The organism is Mycobacterium venezuelense, from assembly GCF_054919535.1.
The window spans coordinates 179606-197387 of sequence record NZ_JBONDW010000012.1 but is presented as its reverse complement, the minus strand read 5'-3'; the positions used below and the strand labels follow the sequence as shown (position 1 = coordinate 197387).

13 protein-coding genes are annotated in these 17782 nt (G+C 66.1%); 5 read left to right on the top strand and 8 right to left on the bottom strand.

Annotated features, from left to right (window positions below; all coding sequences use genetic code 11):
* A partial coding sequence (locus tag ACRCUN_RS20770) for a response regulator (protein WP_462143498.1) occupies window positions 1-641 on the bottom strand: 641 nt, incomplete at its 3' end.
* The gene (locus ACRCUN_RS20765; RefSeq protein WP_462143497.1) at window positions 634-2268 is read right to left on the bottom strand and encodes a sensor histidine kinase; all 1635 of its coding nucleotides are present in this window, start codon (window positions 2266-2268) and stop codon (window positions 634-636) included. The genes ACRCUN_RS20765 and ACRCUN_RS20770, both read right to left, overlap by 8 nt.
* A 124-nt stretch (window positions 2269-2392) precedes the next feature.
* On the opposite strand from ACRCUN_RS20765, the gene ACRCUN_RS20760 reads away from it, so the two are divergent.
* The 4 genes from ACRCUN_RS20760 to ACRCUN_RS20745 are packed head-to-tail and all read left to right on the top strand — an operon-like array spanning window position 2393 to window position 5762.
* Window positions 2393-3346, top strand: coding sequence for a Bug family tripartite tricarboxylate transporter substrate binding protein (locus ACRCUN_RS20760; protein ID WP_462143517.1), 954 nt, complete (start codon window positions 2393-2395; stop codon window positions 3344-3346).
* Window positions 3343-3828, top strand: a complete 486-nt coding sequence (locus tag ACRCUN_RS20755) for a tripartite tricarboxylate transporter TctB family protein (RefSeq protein WP_462143496.1) — start codon at window positions 3343-3345, stop codon at window positions 3826-3828. Before ACRCUN_RS20760 ends, ACRCUN_RS20755 begins: the two co-directional genes overlap by 4 nt.
* Complete coding sequence (locus ACRCUN_RS20750) at window positions 3829-5373, top strand: tripartite tricarboxylate transporter permease (protein WP_462143495.1); 1545 nt, start codon at window positions 3829-3831, stop codon at window positions 5371-5373.
* Complete coding sequence (locus ACRCUN_RS20745; protein WP_462143494.1) at window positions 5370-5762, top strand: universal stress protein; 393 nt, start codon at window positions 5370-5372, stop codon at window positions 5760-5762. The genes ACRCUN_RS20750 and ACRCUN_RS20745 overlap by 4 nt, the downstream gene beginning before the upstream one ends.
* 15 nt (window positions 5763-5777) lie before the next feature.
* Here the strand turns inward: ACRCUN_RS20745 and ACRCUN_RS20740 are convergent, their stop codons facing one another.
* The 4 genes from ACRCUN_RS20740 to ACRCUN_RS20725 all read right to left on the bottom strand — a co-directional run bounded on the left by ACRCUN_RS20740 (window position 5778) and on the right by ACRCUN_RS20725 (window position 9641).
* On the bottom strand, window positions 5778-6434 hold the full coding sequence (locus ACRCUN_RS20740; protein ID WP_462143516.1) for an NADPH-dependent F420 reductase: 657 nt from the start codon (window positions 6432-6434) through the stop codon (window positions 5778-5780).
* Window positions 6435-6500: 66 nt separating this feature from the next.
* On the bottom strand, window positions 6501-6797 hold the full coding sequence (locus ACRCUN_RS20735) for a Rieske (2Fe-2S) protein (protein ID WP_462143493.1): 297 nt from the start codon (window positions 6795-6797) through the stop codon (window positions 6501-6503).
* A 28-nt stretch (window positions 6798-6825) separates the two neighbouring features.
* The gene (gene nirB / locus ACRCUN_RS20730; RefSeq protein WP_462143492.1) at window positions 6826-9288 is read right to left on the bottom strand and encodes a nitrite reductase large subunit NirB; all 2463 of its coding nucleotides are present in this window, start codon (window positions 9286-9288) and stop codon (window positions 6826-6828) included.
* Complete coding sequence (locus ACRCUN_RS20725; RefSeq protein WP_462143491.1) at window positions 9285-9641, bottom strand: molybdopterin oxidoreductase; 357 nt, start codon at window positions 9639-9641, stop codon at window positions 9285-9287. Before ACRCUN_RS20725 ends, nirB begins: the two co-directional genes overlap by 4 nt.
* A 211-nt stretch (window positions 9642-9852) precedes the next feature.
* Between ACRCUN_RS20725 and ACRCUN_RS20720 the strand changes: the two genes are divergently transcribed.
* Entirely contained in the window at window positions 9853-13893 is a 4041-nt protein-coding gene (locus ACRCUN_RS20720) for a bifunctional nitrate reductase/sulfite reductase flavoprotein subunit alpha (protein ID WP_462143490.1), read from the top strand.
* Window positions 13894-13895: 2 nt separating this feature from the next.
* On the opposite strand, the gene ACRCUN_RS20715 is transcribed toward ACRCUN_RS20720, so the two are convergent.
* Both ACRCUN_RS20715 and ACRCUN_RS20710 read right to left on the bottom strand, forming a co-directional pair.
* Window positions 13896-16532, bottom strand: coding sequence for a LuxR C-terminal-related transcriptional regulator (locus ACRCUN_RS20715; protein ID WP_462143489.1), 2637 nt, complete (start codon window positions 16530-16532; stop codon window positions 13896-13898).
* Window positions 16533-16653: 121 nt separating this feature from the next.
* On the bottom strand, window positions 16654-17763 hold the full coding sequence (locus tag ACRCUN_RS20710) for a catalase family protein (protein WP_462143488.1): 1110 nt from the start codon (window positions 17761-17763) through the stop codon (window positions 16654-16656).
* Window positions 17764-17782: the final 19 nt, after the last annotated feature.

The window sequence follows — 17782 nt, the reverse complement described above, 5'->3', positions numbered from 1 at the left end:
CGCTCCGGACGGCCGGTGCCGTACTGCAGGCGCAGCTCCAGGGCTCCGGTGCTCAGGTAGTGCTCGAGGTACCGGCGTGCGCTCACGCGTGAGATCCCGACCAGTTCGGCGCACTCGGCCGCGGACACCTCACCCGTGGCGCGCACCGCATCCATGACGAGCCGGCCGGTCTCGACGCCAAGCCCTTTCGGCAAAGGCGCTGTCGCGCTTGAGCTTCCACCGAACAGCGCGTCGATCATGGACTGACTCGCGCCGCCTTCGGCGGCCAGCGCATCGGCGCGGGCCGCGAACGCCGCAAGCTTGGCGCGCAGTTGATCGAATTCGAACGGCTTGATCAGATAGTCGGCGGCGCCGCCATCGAGTGCGCCTCGCACGGTGTCGAGTTCGCGGGCCGCGGTGATCATGATGACGCCGACGAGGTCGCCTTCGGCGCGCAGTCGCTGCAGGACCTCCAGCCCGGTCATGTCGGGCAGGTAGACGTCGAGCAGGATCAGATCGGGTCGTAATTCGGCGGCCGCCGTCAAGGCTTCCTGGCCGTTGCGTGCCACGCCGACGGCGCGGAAACCGTCGACGCGTTCGACGAATCGGCGATGAATCTCGGCGACCATGAAATCGTCGTCAACGACAAGTACGTCACGCATGCACGGCCCGCTTGGTGTCTTCGGGCAACCGGACCACGAAAGATGCTCCGCCGTCGGGCCCGTCGGTGACCTCTACCGTGCCGCCATGCTGGGCGGTGACCAGCCGCACCAGGGCAAGGCCGATGCCGCGCCCGCCGGGCACCTCCGTCTTCGAGGTCACGCCGCGGGCGAAGATCAACTCCCGAAGATGTTCTGGCACACCGGGTCCGGAATCCGATACGGCGAGCAGCAAGCCGGCCGCGTCGTCGATCCGTACGCACACCTGCGCGGGTGTCGAGCCCACCGACACATCGACGGCATTGTCGATCAGATTGCCCAGCAACGTGATCACATCGGTGGCGAGCGCGGGATCGAGCGCGGCGAGGTGGCTGTCCTCGGCGAGGCTGAGCGCCACGCCGCTCTCGGCGGCAAGGGATGTCTTGGCGATCAGCAGGGCGGCCACCGCCGGGTCCGAAATACGTTGGGTAACAGCCTCGTTGATTTCGGCGCGGCGGCGTGTGAGGGTTCCGACCAGATCCCGTACCGCGTCGTACTCCTCGAGTTGAACCAATCCGGAGATGGTGTGGAGCTGGTTCGCGAATTCGTGGGTCTGGGCCCGCAATGTGTCGGTGACACTGCGGTGCGAGGACAATTGCGCCTGCAGGGCAGCGAGTTCGGTGCTGTCGCGCATGGTGGTCACCGTACCGATGCGCTGCCCCTGGCTGCTGGCTGCGCGCCGGTTGAGCGCCAGCACCCGGGTCCGCGTCGCGATGATGACGTCGTGTTCGTCGGCGCGGTTGTCTTCGGCGGCCAGCAGGAAATCGACCACTGCGGGTTCCAGGCCGACCTCGTCGACACGGCGACCGACCGTGTCGGCGCTGATGCCCAGTAGATCGGACGCACTGTCGTTGAGGACGGTGATGACGCCGTCGGTGTTGACCGCCACCACACCCTCACGAATGCTGTGCAACAACGCTTCCCGGTGATCGGCGAGGCTCGCGATCTCGGCTATGTCCAATCCGCGCGTGTGGCGCTTGATCCGCCGCGACAACAGCCACGAGGTGAGCAGGCCGAGCGCGGCGCCGATTCCGAGGTAGATCAGCAACCGCTCCCCGGCGCCGCTGATCAGCTCCCACACCGACGGATAGCGTTCGCTCACCGAGACGATCGCCAGCAGCTGCCCGGTGGCCGACAGTATCGGCACCTGACCGACCAGACTGTGCACGCCCTCGATATCGCTGTCGCCGAACCATGCCCGCCCCTCATCGGCTCGGCTCGGGCCGAGGTCGACCCGCTGCCCGATGCGGCTCGGATCCGACGATGCCCGCACGGTGCCCTGCGGATCGGTGATCTCGGCGAGGTCGGCCCCGGACAGTGCCACGGCCCGGTCCACCTCCGGCGCGAGAATCTGGGCGGCGAACGGATCGCTGTGGCGGTCCCGCACAATCGGGGTCGACGCGACGTTCTCGGCGACGGCGATCATGCGCTGCCCGCGGACATCGCGAAACTCGCGGGTTGATTGCGCCACGGATACCGCGGCCACCGCCACCAGCACGACCGCCACCACCAGCAGCTGGAACACCAGGAATCGGCCCGCCAAGGTCCGGTCCCTCGGCAAGCCCCACAGTCTCGGCTGCGGTGAACTCAATGACCAATACTTCCTTTGCGTTCGAATCGGTGACCTGAGTCACTCATTGGGTTCAGTATTGCTGAGCATCACATATGAGTGATTGGGGACTGCTGTGACGTTTCGACGATTGTGCGCCGCGCTGATGGTCGCGTTGGTCGCGGCCATGCTCGCGACGGCTTGCGGGGTCACTCGCGGTGACGAGTCCCGCGGCCTGCACCGGTTGCGCATGATGGTGCCGAACAGCCCGGGCGGCGGCTATGACCTCACCGCGCGCACCGCGGTCAAGATCATGGAGGACACCGACATCACCGGGCGCATCGAGGTCTTCAACGTCATCGGTGCCGGTGGCACGGTCGCGATGGCCCGCCTCATGAACGAAAAAGGCAACGACGACCTCATGATGATGATGGGGCTCGGCGTGGTGGGCGCGGTCTACACGAACGGATCGTCGGCACGGGCGTCCGATGCGACTGCGTTGGCCAAGATGGTCGAGGAGCAGGAAGGCATCCTCGTGCCGGGTGACTCACCGTTCCGCACGATCGATGATCTGGTCGCGGCGTGGAAGGCCGATCCGGCCAAGGTCACGATCGGCGGCGGATCCTCGCCGGGCGGGCCCGATCACCTGTTCCCGATGGAAACCGCACGCGCGGTCGGCGTGGACCCGCGCACCGTCAACTACATCACCTATGACGGCGGCGGCGACCTCTTGACCGCACTGCTCGGCAAGAAGATATCGGCAGGCACCACGGGGCTCGGTGAGTTCGTCGACCAGATCGAGGCCGGCCAGGTGCGCGTGCTCGCGGTCTCCGGCAAGGAGCGGGTGGAAGGCATCGACGCGCCGACGCTCACGGAGGCCGGCATTGACCTCACGTTCACGAACTGGCGCGGAATCCTCGCTCCGCCAGGCATATCCGGTGACGCCAAACAGGCCATGGTGCAGGCACTGACCGATCTGCACGACACCCAGGAGTGGAAGGACGCGCTGGTCAAGAACGGCTGGAGCGACGCCTTCACGACCGGGTCGGAATTCGAGCAGTTCCTACGGGATCAGGACAACCGCGTCTCGACGACGCTGACGGAATTGGGGTTGCTGTGAAAGTCGACAAGGCCCAGTATCTCGTCTGTCTCGTCCTCGTCGTGGTCGGCGGGTTCCTGATATTCGACGCGCTGACGCTGGCGGAGGGGTTCGCGAAGGTCGATCCGGTCGGGCCGAAACTGTTTCCGCTCGTCATCGGGATAGTGCTCATCGCGCTGGCGGTGGTGTTGGCGGTCGCGATCCCGCGCGGTTCGGTCGGTGAGGCCGACGCGGGCGAGGACGTCGACCCGAACTCGCCAGGGGATTGGCGCACGGTCGGATTGCTCGTCGGCCTGTTCGTGTTGGTGATCGTGCTCGTCGATCCGCTCGGGTGGGCGATCACCGGCACGCTGCTGTTCGCCGGGGCCGCAACGATTCTCGGCAACCGTCACTATGTCCGCAACATCGCCATCGGGGCGGTGCTTTCGGTCGCGAGCTTCTACGCGTTCTACTCCGGGCTCGGAATTCCGCTGCCCGCAGGCATTCTGGACGGGATTCTGTAAATGGAGAACTTCGACTGGCTTCTGCAGGGGTTCGCCGAGGCGGCGACTCCGATGAACCTGCTGTACGCGGTGATCGGTGTACTGCTGGGCACCGCGGTGGGTGTGCTGCCGGGCATCGGCCCGGCGATGACGGTGGCGCTGCTGCTGCCCGTCACCTACAACGTCAGCCCCAGTGCGGCGTTCATCATGTTCGCCGGCATCTTCTACGGCGGTATGTACGGCGGATCCACGACGTCGATCCTGCTGAACACGCCGGGCGAATCGTCGTCGGTGATCACCGCGATCGAGGGCAACAAGATGGCGAAGGCCGGGCGTGCCGCACAAGCCCTGGCGACCGCGGCCATCGGATCCTTCGTGGCCGGTGCGATCGGCACGGCACTGCTTGCCGCGTTCGCGCCGCCGATCTCGCGGTTCGCGGTGACGCTCGGCGCCCCGTCGTACCTGGCCATCATGTTGTTCGCGTTGGTCGCGGTCACGGCCGTGCTCGGCGCGTCGAAGCTGCGCGGCGCGATCTCACTGTTCCTCGGCCTGGCGATCGGCGTCGTCGGCATCGATTTCCTGACCGGTCAACCCCGCGCGACATTCGGTCTGCCCCAGTTGTCGGACGGCATCGACATCGTGGTGATCGCCGTCGCGATCTTCGCGCTCGGCGAAGCCCTGTGGGTGGCCGCCCACCTGCGGCGCCGCCCCGCCGACGTGGTCCCGGTGGGCCGGCCGTGGATGAGCCGCCAGGATTTCGCGCGGTCATGGAAGCCGTGGCTGCGCGGGACCGCATACGGATTCCCGTTCGGTGCGCTACCGGCGGGCGGTGCCGAACTGCCGACGTTCCTGTCCTACATCACCGAGAAGCGGCTGTCGAAGCACAAGGAGGAGTTCGGCAAGGGCGCGATCGAGGGCGTGGCAGGCCCGGAGGCGGCCAACAACGCCTCGGCCGCAGGCACTCTCGTGCCCATGCTGTCGCTGGGCCTGCCCACCAACGCGACGGCGGCGGTGATGCTGACCGCATTCGTATCCTACGGAATTCAGCCCGGTCCAACGCTTTTCGAGAAAGAGCCGCTGCTCATCTGGACGTTGATCGCGAGCCTGTTCATCGGCAACTTCCTGCTGTTGGTGCTCAACCTGCCGTTGGCGCCGCTGTGGGCCAAACTCCTTCGCACACCGCGGCCTTACCTGTACGCCGGAATCCTGTTCTTCGCGACCCTTGGCGCGCTCGCGGTCAACGTGCAAGCGCTGGACCTGGCCCTGTTGCTGGTCTTCGGGCTGCTGGGATTGATGATGCGCCGATTCGGACTGCCGGTGCTGCCGCTCATCATCGGTGTCATCCTCGGTCCGCGCATCGAACGGCAACTGCGCCAGAGCCTGCAGCTCGGCGGCGGTGACTGGACAAGCCTGTTCACCGAACCCGTGGCGATCGTGACCTATGTGCTCATGGCGATCCTGCTGCTGATGCCGCTGGTGCTCAAACTGATGCATCGCAGCGAGGAGACCCTGCTGATCGTCGAGGACGACGCGGATCAACAGCAGAAAGCGCAGGCTCAGCAATGATCGTCATCGGCTACAGCGCAGACCCGTTCGGCCGTGCCGCGATCGAGCACGGCATCGCAGAAGCCAAGCTGCGCAACACCGATCTGCTCGTGATCAACGCGACCGCGGGCGACGCGTATGTCGATTCCCGGTTCGCCCGCTCGGGTGAGGTCCACGATGTCGAGGAGCATCTGCGGGCGAGCGGCGTGGCCTTCGAACTGCGCCAGCCGGTCGGCGTCGACGCGGCCGAGGAGCTACTCAATGCGATGGACAGTCCGGATGCCGATCTGCTCGTGATCGGTATCCGGCACCGCAGCCCGGTGGGCAAGTTGCTGCTCGGCAGCGTGTCGCAGCGCCTGCTGCTGGAGTGCCTCAAGCCCGTGCTGGCGGTCAAGCCGAAGGGGTACTGAGACAAGCCACCGGCGTCACGGCTGCACAAGGTCCATCTCGGCTGGGCTCGATCCGGTGATGGGCTGGGAGATGAAGCTCTTGGTAGTCAACGGACCACCGAATTGCTGTAGCAGTCCGCCGCCGTCGTTGCGCCCGAGGTCGACCGCCTCAAATCCAAGATCCGAGATCAACTGGGCTACTGCGCTATTCGCTTCCGGATGGTTTCCTGACACGAACAGCACACGTCGGCCACCACGCCCGTCGCCGGGATCGCGCGCAAGCACTTTTGCCCAGGTGTGGCCGAAAGCCTTGACCACTCGGCCACCTTGGGCCCACTCGGCGACAAGGTCAGAAGACGCCTGGCCGTCGAGGTCGGCGGGAGAGAAGTCGCGGTAGTCGATGGCGTTCGTGGCGTCGACGATGATGCGGCCCTGCCAGTCCGGAACCGACCCGACCAGGTCTTGTACCGCCTCGAACGGGACGGCAAGAATGACGATGTCGGCTCGCAGTGCGTCCATGACGTCGGACGGGATGACGTGAGGTCCGATGGCCTCGGCGGTGCCGCGGACCGCATCGATGCCGCGTGACGCGGCCAGCGCGACGTCGGTGCCGGTGCGGTTGAAATGTCCCGCAACGGCTGAACCGATATTTCCCGCTCCGATGATGGCGTAACGCATGATGTGCTCCTTCAGCTGTCCACGACGAGTGGTATGTCACCGAACTGCCTCAGACAGCTGGGTATTCCCACACGGTGCCGTTCAGAGCGTGAGCCGGATAGCCCCGTCCACGGCTGTGACGGGGTAGCTGCGCACCGACAGTTCACCCGCGGCTTCGATTCCGCTGCACATGTCGAACGTCGCGCCGTGCAGCGGGCACACCACGACGGTGTCGTCGGCCAACCCGTCGGCCAGTGGACCGCCCTTGTGCGGGCACACCGCATCGATCGCGCGCAGCGATCCGTCGCGCAACCGGAACACCGCGATCTGGGTGCCGTCGACGGCAAAGGTGCGTCCCTCGCCGACGGGGATCTGATCGACCGGCCCGAGGTCACTCATCGGTGCTCGATTCTCTTCGCGCAAGCGCTCATCGGACCGGAACCTGGGGGAGCGGCAGAAGCGGCAACGACGTCCGAAACTGACCATTCGTCGCAGGCTCGCGGCCATCGAGCCACGGATCCTGGTACGCATCGATGGATTTCTGCATGCGGGCGTCCAAGCCCTCGGCGATTGCCTCGTCGAACACCACGGCCCGGATGTGCTCGATCCCGAGGCGGGGCACCCACTTGTACGTGCGTTCAAGCCAGTTCGCGCTTTCGCGGTAGTACTGCAGGAACCGGCCGGTGAGCGAGATGACGGTGTCGGGATCGTCGACCGTGGCCAGCAGGTCACCTTTGCGGATGTGGGCGCCGGCCGCGCCGCCCACATAGATCTCCCACCGGCCGTCGCCCACCGCGACCACGCCGAGGTCTTTGCACAGCGCCTCGGCGCAGTTACGCGGGCAACCGGTGACCGCGAGCTTCATCTTGGCCGGACTGGCGAGGCCCTGGTATCGCTCCTCGATGGCAATGCCAAGCGCCGTCGAATCGCCGAGGCCGTATCGGCAGAAGTCGCTGCCCACACAGGTTTTGACGGTGCGGAAGCTCTTGCCGTATGCATAGCCCGACGGCATGTCGAGATCGGCCCACACCGCGGGCAGGTCCTCCTTGCGCACCCCGAGCAGGTCGATACGTTGCCCGCCGGTCAGCTTGATCATCGGCACGTCGTACTTCTCGGCGACATCGGCGATCTTGCGCAGCTGCGCGACGTCGGTCACGCCGCCCTTCATCTGTGGCACCACCGAGAACGTGCCGTCGCGCTGAATGTTGGCGTGTACCCGGTCGTTGATGAACCTGGCATCGAGTTCGTCGACGAACTCGTCGGCCCACATCATCTCCAGCAGTGAGGAAAGCGCCATCTTCGAATTCGCATCCTCTTTGCCGTCCGGTGCGAGCGCGGCGAACACCGATGATACCGAGTGCAATTCGAGTTCGCGGATGTGGCGCATCAGCGTCGCCTTGTCGTACGGGATAGCAGGTACGTACCAGAAGGCCGACGGATCCTCGGTGACGGCACCGCCCGCGGCCCACTCGACGATCTGGCCCACCAACTCCTTGCACGAGCCACAGCCCTTGCCCGCCTTGGTTTTCGCCATCACACCGGTCACCGATGTCTCGCCCGACTCTACGCAGGAAACCAGCGTCCCCTTGGAGACCCCGTTGCAGTTGCACACCTGGGCGTCATCGGACAGTTCGGCGACTCCGACGGAAACATCGGGCGTGCCGATGTCGAACATGAGCGAAACCCGTTCCTCGGGCAGCGGCAGACCGCTGTCGAAGGCCTGGGTCAGAAAGGACACCTTCGAAACGTCCCCGACCAGCGTGGCGCCCACGAGCTTGCCGTCGCGGATGACGATCGTCTTGTAGACGCCGTGCTTCGGCTCGGAGTACTGGACGAATTCGTCGTCGGGAAGCTCGGGTGCTTTGAGTCCCATCGCGGCGACGTCGACGCCCGCGACCTTGAGCTTGGTCGCGGTGCGCGAACCCCGGTACACCGCAGCGGTATCGGTTCCGGTGATGTGATCGGCCAGCACGCTTGCCTGCTCCCACAGCGGCGCCACCAACCCGTACACCTGCCCACGGTGCTGGGCACATTCGCCGACCACATAGACGTGCTCGTCGTCGACCGAGCGCATGTGGTCGTCGACGACGATCGCGCGTTCGACCGTCAGGCCGGCCCGCTGCGCCAGACCCACATTGGGCCGGATGCCGGTGGCGATCACCAACATGTCGCAATCGATCGAACTGCCGTCGGAGAACACGATGCCCGACAGCCGCCCGTACTCGTCGGTACGAACCTCGGTCGTGCGTTTGTCGGTGTGCACCGTGATTCCGATGTGCTCAACCGATCGGCGCAGGATCGCGCCCGCGGAATCGTCGAGCTGGGCGTTCATCAGCGTCGGGCCGGCATGGACGACCTCGACGGCCAGCCCACGGTTCTGCAGGCCTCGAGCGGCTTCCAGCCCCAGCAGGCCGCCACCGATCACGACGGCCTTCGTGCGGTTCACGGCTTCGGAGATCATGCCCATGCAGTCGTCGAGGGTGCGGAACCCGAATACGCCGTCGGTGAGCGTCTTGTCGTCGGCCCATAGCCCGGCCATCGGCGGGAAGAACGAGCGGCTACCGGTCGCCAGGATCAGGTCGTCGTACCGGATGGTCGACCCGTCGTCGGCATGTACGAGCCGGGCGAACGTGTCGATGCGCACCACCCGGACCCCGGCGCGCAGGTCGATGGCGTTGTCGTCGTACCAGTCCGTCGGGTTGAGGTAGATCTCGTGTGAATCATCGCTTCCCGCAAGAACATTGGACAGCAGGATGCGGTTGTAGTTGCCGTAGGGCTCGTCGCCGAACACCGTGATGTCGAACGTCGCACCGCCACCCCGCGCCAGGATCTCCTCGATCGCGCGCACCCCTGCCATGCCGTTGCCGACGACGACAAGCCGGCGCTTCACGGGATCTCCACCAATCCGAGGTCGATGACCACACTGCCAGAACAGGCCGCAGGGGCGGCGATGAACAACTCCAGCACGGTGTCGCCGAGCAGATCCTCGACCACCCGCAGTGCCACGTGGGTGGCGCCCTTGGCCGCGATCGGGAAGTATCGCATCGGCGTGCCGTCGCGGTACAGCACCACCGTCACCATTTCGTCGGTGGAGTTGCCACCACGGAAATACACCGGCTGCGTGACGGCGCCCGCCGGAACCACGTACCGCAGCGACTCGTCGATCAGGACGGGTTTGTCGAGGCCGTTGCCCTCGAATTCGAAGGCACCTTGCAAGAAACGTGGGTTGCTGCCATCGCTCATGCTTCTGTGAAGTTAGGGGCAGTTTGTTTCGGCACAGTTTCGGCGAGGATTCGCTGGTGGGTCGGTCTTGGACTGACTGTGACCGGGATCGCAGTGCGCTGAGCTGGGAAAACGATGCTCACCGCCGACCGTGACGGGTGGTGAGGATCAGTTTTCCTGCCGATAACGCTTTCGGAAAAAACTCGGAACACCCGCCGCCCACCATGAGGGCATGGCAGACGGCGCGACCTTGGCTGCAACCCGGCGGACGGCGTGTTCGTACTGCGGTGTCGGCTGCGGCATCGAGGTGAGCACCCGTGTCGACGACGGCCGTACGGTCATCGCCCGCGTCGCCGGTGACAAGTTGCACCCGGCCAACTTCGGCAGGTTGTGCACCAAGGGTGCCACCCATGCCGAGATGATGGCCGCCGACGACGACCGGTTGAAGTCGGCGCTACTGCGGCCCACCCGTGACGACGAACTGACGCCAACGCCGGTCGATGACGCGGTCGCGGAGGCGGGGCGGCGGCTGCGGGCGATCATCGACGAACACGGTGCCGACGCCGTCGCGCTGTATGTGTCCGGCCAGATGTCGATCGAGGCTCAGTACCTGGCTACCAAGCTCGCCAAGGGTTTCCTGCGGACCGTGCACATCGAGTCCAACTCGCGGTTGTGCATGGCCAGTGCGGGCACCGGATTCAAGCAATCGCTCGGCGCGGACGGCCCACCGGGCTCCTACACCGACTTCGACTGCTCCGACCTGTTCTTCGTCATCGGCTCGAACATGGCCGACTGTCACCCGATCTTGTTCCTGCGCATGGCCGATCGGCTCAAATCCGGCGCCAAGCTGATCGTCGTCGACCCGCGGCGGACCACGACCGCCGAGAAGGCCGACCTCTTCCTGCAGATCAAGCCGGGCACCGACCTTGCGCTGCTCAACGGCCTGCTGCACATCCTGGTCGAAAACGGCGACATCGACCAAGAATTCATCGCCGAACACACCACCGGCTGGGACACCATGCCGCAGTTCCTCGCCGACTACCCGCCGGCCCGGGTCGCCGAGATCACCGGCATACCCGAAGACGACATCCGCACCGCCGCGGCGATGATCGCCGAAGCGGGGGAGTGGATGACGTGCTGGACCATGGGGCTCAACCAGAGCACGCACGGAACCTGGAACACGAACGCCATCTGCAACTTGCACCTTGCCACGGGAGCCATTTGTCGACCGGGAAGTGGGCCGATGTCGCTGACCGGCCAGCCGAACGCCATGGGCGGACGCGAAATGGGCTACATGGGGCCGGGTTTGCCGGGGCAACGCGCGGTCCTCTCGGCCGACGATCGGGCCTTCGCCGAAACGCAATGGGGTCTGGAACCGGGCACGATCCGGTCGGAGGTAGGGCCGGGCACGGTGGGCATGTTCGAGCAGATGGCCGCGGGCGATATCAAAGCCTGCTGGATCATCTGTACCAATCCCGTTGCCAGCGTGGCGAACCGGAAGACCGTCATCAACGGGCTCGAAGCCGCCGAACTCGTCGTCGTCCAGGACGCGTACCGCGCGACGGCCACCAATCACTACGCCGACATCGTGCTGCCCGCCGCGCTGTGGGCCGAATCCGAGGGCGTCATGGTCAATTCCGAGCGGAACCTGACGCTGTTGTCTCCGTCGCTGCCGCCGGTCGGCCAGGCCCGGCCGGATTGGCAACTCATCTGCCAGGTCGCCGCACACCTGGGTTTCGGTGAGCATTTCGACTACGGCTGCGCCGAAGAGATCTTCGAAGAGATCCGGCGCTTCGCCAATCCGAAGACCGGATACGACCTGCGCGGCGCCAGTTACGAGCGGCTGCGCCGGACACCGTTGCAGTGGCCGTGTCCGCCGGTCGATGCGCCCGGCGGCGACGCCGACCGCCATCCGGTCCGCTACCTCAACGACGGGGTGAGCCAGGAGCTGTTCGTCGACGAGGCCGGACATCGGCCCCGCCTGGCGTTCCCGACGCCGTCACGACGGGCGATGTTCCACGCCCGGCCGCACATGGACGCCGCCGAGCTTCCCGATGACGACTATCCGATGGTGCTCAACACCGGTCGGCTGCAACATCAATGGCACACGATGACCAAGACCGGCAAGGTCGCCGGGCTCAACAAGCTCAATCCCGCGCCGTTCATCGAGATTCACCCGGTCGATGCGCTTGAACTCGAGATATTCGCCGGCCAGCCTGTCGAGGTGGCCTCGCGCCGAGGTCGGGCGGTGTTGCCCGCGGTGCTGTCCGACCGCGTCCGGCCCGGCAATTGCTTTGCGCCGTTTCACTGGAACGACGAACACGGCGAGTACCTCACGGTCAACGCTGTCACCAACGATGCGGTGGACTCCGACTCGCTGCAGCCGGAATTCAAGGTCTGCGCGGTCAGCCTGCGCCCGGCGCGATCGGTCGGCGGTTCCGGTTACGCGCACCCGGTTGCCGCCGAGCTCGGTGTGACCACTGACCTCAAGCCTGGCCTGACCGAGGCCGAGAAGACTTATCTGGCCGGGTTCTTCACCGGGCTGCCGGACGATCCGGCAGGCGTTCCGGTGCTTCCGGGTTCCGCGCCCGTCAGTCCAAGGGTGCGGTTGTGGGTGGACGGGGTGCTGGCGGGCCGGTATTCGCGCACCAGCGTCGCCGAGCGGCCGGTGCTGACGGGTCCACTGGTGTTGTGGGCATCGCAGACCGGCAACGCCGAGGAGTTCGCCGCGAAACTCGCGACCCGGCTCGACGGAGCCACGCTGGTGAACATGGATGACCTCACGCTGGGGGAGCTGGCCGCGGCCCGCGATGTACTCGTCGTCACGAGCACGTTCGGAGACGGCGGACCGCCCGACAACGGCGCCGATTTCTGGAGCCGGCTCGAAGCGTCCGACGCACCCGAACTGCACGGCATGCGTTATGCCGTGCTCGGAATCGGGGACCGCGCCTATGACAACTTCTGCGGTCACGCCAAATCGTTGGATCGCCGGCTCGCCGATCTGGGCGCCACCAAGCTGCTCGACCGCGCCGAATGCGAGGCCTACGACGACGAGCCCATGCATCAGTGGGCCGATACCGTCACCGAACTGCTGACCGGTGAGCCCACCGAGCCACACAGCAGGCCGAGAGGCGGTGGCCGTACCGTCATCCGCGCCGAACCGGACGAATTCACAAGGGCCAAACCGATTCTCGCGATACTCAGCCGCAACGCGGTGCTCACGGCGCCGGGATCGGCGAAAGAAGTGCGGCATTTCGGTTTCGACATATCCGACTACGACGTCAGCTATGCGGCCGGCGACTCGCTCGGGGTGTACGCCACCAATGACCCGGCCGTGGTGGACGCGTGGCTCGCGGCGACCGCGCTGAACGGGGACGCCGTCGTCGAGGTTGACGGCACCGAGCAGTCCCTGCGGGATGCACTCATCTCGTCCTACGACATCTGCCGCGTGACACCGAATCTGCTGCGGTTCGTTGCCGATTCGTGCACCGACCGATCGGCGAAAGTGCTGCGCGGATCCGGTGAGCGGCTGAAGGAGTGGCTGCGCAACCGCAACGCTCTCGACGTCGTGACCGAGTTCGGCGTGCACGCCGACCCCGAGCAGTGGCAAGAGGTGCTGGTGCGGCTGACACCGCGCAACTACTCGATATCGTCGAGCCCGCTCGTGAGCCCGCACGAGGTGCAGTTAACCGTGTCGGTCGTGCGCTACCCCGGTGCGCACGGCGGCGTGCGTGGTGGAGTGTGCTCGACGTTCCTCGCCGACCGTGCCGCTGCCGCACCGGTGTTCCTTCAGCGGTCGCCACATTTCCGGCCTCCCGAGGATGCCGCCACACCCATGATCATGGTGGGTCCCGGCACCGGGATCGCCCCGTTCCGGGGATTTCTGCAGGAACGCCGCGCGTTGGGCCACACCGGTCGAAACTGGCTGTTCTTCGGTGACCAGCACCGCAGCGAGAACTTCTACTATCGCGACGATCTGGAGGGCATGGTCCACGACGGTTTCCTGAGCCGGCTGGATCTGGCGTTCTCGCGCGATCAAGCCAAACGGGTCTACGTCCAGCACAAGATGCTCGACTATGGCGCCGACGTGTGGCGGTGGCTCGACGACGGCGCGCACTTCTACGTGTGCGGTGACGCCGCCCGCATGGCCAAGGACGTCGACGCCGCCCTCACTACGATCATCCGCACGCACGGCGGCATGTCGGAGGAACGCGCGCGCGACTACAAACGCGAACTCGTCGCCGAGAAGCGTTACGTCCGCGACGTGTACTGACGCTACTGGTTGCTGGTGTTGCTCCCGTTGTTACCCAAGTCGTTCCACACGATCTTGGCGAGCTCATCGCGCTCGGCGACACCGAGTTTGATGCCTGCCCGGTAGATGTGGCCTTCCACGGTGCGCACCGACACCGTCAGCCGCTCGGCGATCTCGCGATTCGACAGTCCCTGAGCCACCAGGCCCGCCACTTCACGCTCGCGCGACGTGACCGGCAGGGGGCGCGCCGCCGAGCGGATGGCCGGAGTGGCCGCACCGCCACACTTGGATGCCAGTTGCAGTGCGTGAGCCGCGGACTCGGTGCTGCGCCTGCGCTGACCGGCCTTGTCGTGCAGGGGGACGGCCTGCGCGGCCGCGTCGGCAGCCGACAGCAGCAGGCCCGCCTGCTCGAAGGCCGTCGACACCTCGTCGAGTTCCTTCGGGTCGGCCGCGGCCACGGCCGCCGCGTGCCGGGCGTAGAGGGCCGTCAGCGGGCCGTCCACGCGGTCGACCAAACCCTGCAGCCGACGGACCACCGTGCGGTCGCCGAATCGGGCAGCGTGGTGCAGGGCCTCGGCTTCGACCGCGTACTGGCCCGCTGAACGCGCGGCATCGGCGGCCGCCCGCGACAGGTCGATCGCCGAACGGTGCCCGCCCTTGGCGGCGGCGACACACGCCTTGGCGAGTATGCGCTGCGGCTCGTGCAGTGCCATGAAGGCGCCCGAGTGTTCCTTGGCGTCCTCCAACACCCGTTCCGCTTCGGCCGGATTGCCCACCGCCGCGTATGCCCGGGCCAGCAGCAGCCGGCCGGGCAGCTGCCACGGCAGCGAATTCTCGGCGTTGAGCGCGGCCAGTGCCTGTTCGATCGCCGAGATCGCGTCCTGGAACCTGCCGCTGTGGGTGGCGGCCGCGCCGGCCATGATCTTGGCGATGGCCCAGCCGGCGAACTGCCCGGCAGAGGAGAACTCGGCGTATTCGGCGGCGCGGCGCTCGGCCAGCTCCAGCTGGCCGGTGTAGGCGAGCGCGAGAACCTCGCCGTAGAACACCATGATCCGGATCATGCCGTCGGTGGTCTTGCGCTGCGCGCGGCACCGCGACGCGATCGGCAGGAAGTCGTTGCCGCGCCCGGCAACCGGCATCGCGAGGCCGGCGCTGAATGCGGCGAAATCGACGGCCTGCCGCGGCGCCTCGGGATTGGCCAGCACGCGTTCGGCGGTCTCCAGGCCCTCGGCGATCCTGTTCTCGTGGATGGCCATACCGGCACCGGTGGCATCGACGATCAACTTGAGGATCGGATGGGTCACCCGTGAGTTCAACAGATCGAGCACCTGGTTGGCACGCGCGACGTCGCCCATCGACCAGAACAGGATCGACAGGCGCGGAACTCCCCACTGCACGAGTTCCATCTCGTCCATGTGGTCCGGGGAGAAGCGCGCCAGGATGCTGTCGGCCTGCGCCGGATGCCCTTGCCACAGCAGCGCCCGGGAGAGCAGCGCAGCCGCACCGAGGCCGCCGCCGTGGTCGAACGCCGCGCGCGCCAGCTGCTCGCCGAGCGGCAGATTCGACAGGAACACGGCGTCTTTCGCCGCGGTGATCAGCAGGTCGATCTCGGCGCCGCGATCGCTCTGGACACACAGCTGCGCAAGCCGGATCCGGCTCGCCGCCGACGTGAGGTCGCGCTCCCGCAGAATCTGGGCGATGCGACCACGCAGCTTACGGGCCGAGGCGGTCCCGACCCGGCGGCGCACCACTTCGCCGAACAGCGGATGGCTGAACCGGGCGGTGATCTGCCCCGCGCCATCGGAGTTGTCGGCCACGATGCGGATCAGTCCGCGCATCTCGGCGGCGTCGACCGCCTCCTCGCCTGCGAGCTCGGAGAACGCGTCGATGTCGAGCGGTTCGCACAACGAGAGCAGCTTGAGTGCGTGCAGCACATCCTCACCGGCGTGCGCGAGCCGTTCGTCGAGCAGTTCGACGAGTCCGGACGGGATCACGGCCGGGCCGCGGAACTGCCACACGCCGTTGACCTCGGCCAGGGCTCCGGCGTCGACCGCACCCTCGACCATGTTGCGCAGGAACAACGGGTTTCCGCCCGAGGATTCCCACATCACATCGGCACTGAGCCCCTCGAGCGTGCCGCCGAGCACCGTCTCGATCAGCGCGATGCTCTGCTGTTTGGTGAACGGGTGCAGTTCGAACCGTTGCAGGTAACCGTCTTTCCACAGTGACGTGACGGCATCCGGCACGGGTTCACCACTGCGCACGGTGGCCACCACGTGCCCCGCGCGCTCCACCGCGATCTGGTGCAGAAGCGTTGCCGACAGCTGGTCCAGCAGGTGGGCATCGTCGATGCCCACCACGGGATCGCCATCGGCGACAAGCGATTCGCGTGCCGACCCGATGAGCGCGATCGGATCACGGGACGCCGACGGCCGCACCCAATGCGCGAAAGCCCCGAGCGGAATGCTGCGTGATGACTCCGTGCATGCAGTCCAGTGCACCTTCTTGCGCAACGACGATGTGACGGTGCGGGCCAGGGTCGTCTTGCCGACTCCGGCCGCACCGACGAGGACGACGCCGCAACTCTCTTCGCTGCTGAGTGCCGCGCGGATCGCCTCGTGCTCCGCGGGCCGGTCCAGCAACTGCCATTTCCCAGGCATGGATTCAGAGTCTAAGTGTCAGGGGCAGACATCGCTGCCGAATATGGTGTCAGCGGCATGAAGTCGCCCTTTTCTGCGCCACTTCGTGAGCAGGGAGCAAATTTCTGTGAGTTTGCCGTCATCAGTCGGGCAGCTCGGAGATGTCGGACGGTTCGTGGCGCGAAATCCTGTTGACGTCGTGGCGGAAATTGCTTGACGACTCATAGACCAGCTTCTTCAGTCGGTTGATCGAACCCAATGGCTGGTGTGCCGTCAGGCCGCGCCACGAGTTGAACGACAGCACGTCGTCGCCGTAGGCGCGCCGCAGCGGACTGTACGGGTTCTGGGGCGGAAAGACGACTTTCGCGACCGGAAGATACGGCGACTTCTTCTGGTCCCAGTTGACGCTCGCATCCTCGATCGGCATCGCCTTCTCGTCGATGCACAGTTGCACGCCGAACTCGTACTCGGCCGTGTTGTGCTCGAAGAACTCCATGATCAGGTCGCGGTGGGCGTCTTGGCTCGGATTGCGTGGAAGGAGTTGCTCGGCAAGGGCTTTCACGTTCTCCGACGACGGCGCGTATCTGAACTTCGCGACGTAATCGCCATAGCGGATGGGAGCCGAGGAGAAGAACGTCTCACCCAGGATCGGCCGGTTCGGTGCGATGAACACCTTGAGATTGGCTGGTATACGCAGGCCCAGCTTGTCGAGGCCGCTGAGGAGCTCACTACCCACCCACAGGGCGGTGTCGGGAAGCCGTGCGAGCAGGCTTGCCGTGATCATGCCCAAACCGGCGTAGGCGCGGGCATCGGCGAACAAGAAGTCCTCATGGGTCACCAGGACGAAGTCCTGGGTCGTGCTCGGTTCGTCCTCCTGGAGTCGCTCACCCTCCACCCCGATCGCCTTGATGGCGAGGCCGCGGACACCGCGCATCTTGTCGCCGCGCAGCACGCCCGACGTGCTGGAGATCCGCGCGATCACCGGGAAGCTACGAGATTCGGCGAAGATACCCTGGGCCAACTCGGGCCGGAGGTCGTCGTTCACGATCAGCTCGCCGCGCAGGATCGCGTGGCTCTTGGCGTGTGCATCGCGCAGTCCGTGCTTGTACTTCTTGTAGGCACGCTGATTGTTCTTGAGCAGCTTCGCCATGATCTTGTGGATCTGCTGCTCTTCGTCGGCCGGGGGTGTTTCGAGCTCCGGACGGTAGAGGATGGGCGGGGCGGTCCAGATCTTGTCGATTGCTTCGGTCATGCGGGGAGGCCTTTCTGTC

What these genes read in the sequence shown, in the direction of transcription:
- ACRCUN_RS20735 (WP_462143493.1), bottom strand. Translation starts at nt 6,797, where the DNA reads ATGAGTGACCTCGGGCCGGTCGATCAGATCCCCGTCGGCGAGGGACGC.
- ACRCUN_RS20760 (WP_462143517.1), top strand. Translation starts at nt 2,393, where the DNA reads ATGGTCGCGTTGGTCGCGGCCATGCTCGCGACGGCTTGCGGGGTCACT.
- ACRCUN_RS20710 (WP_462143488.1), bottom strand. Translation starts at nt 17,763, where the DNA reads ATGACCGAAGCAATCGACAAGATCTGGACCGCCCCGCCCATCCTCTAC.
- ACRCUN_RS20745 (WP_462143494.1), top strand. Translation starts at nt 5,370, where the DNA reads ATGATCGTCATCGGCTACAGCGCAGACCCGTTCGGCCGTGCCGCGATC.
- ACRCUN_RS20715 (WP_462143489.1), bottom strand. Translation starts at nt 16,532, where the DNA reads ATGCCTGGGAAATGGCAGTTGCTGGACCGGCCCGCGGAGCACGAGGCG.
- ACRCUN_RS20750 (WP_462143495.1), top strand. Translation starts at nt 3,829, where the DNA reads ATGGAGAACTTCGACTGGCTTCTGCAGGGGTTCGCCGAGGCGGCGACT.
- ACRCUN_RS20725 (WP_462143491.1), bottom strand. Translation starts at nt 9,641, where the DNA reads ATGAGCGATGGCAGCAACCCACGTTTCTTGCAAGGTGCCTTCGAATTC.
- ACRCUN_RS20720 (WP_462143490.1), top strand. Translation starts at nt 9,853, where the DNA reads ATGGCAGACGGCGCGACCTTGGCTGCAACCCGGCGGACGGCGTGTTCG.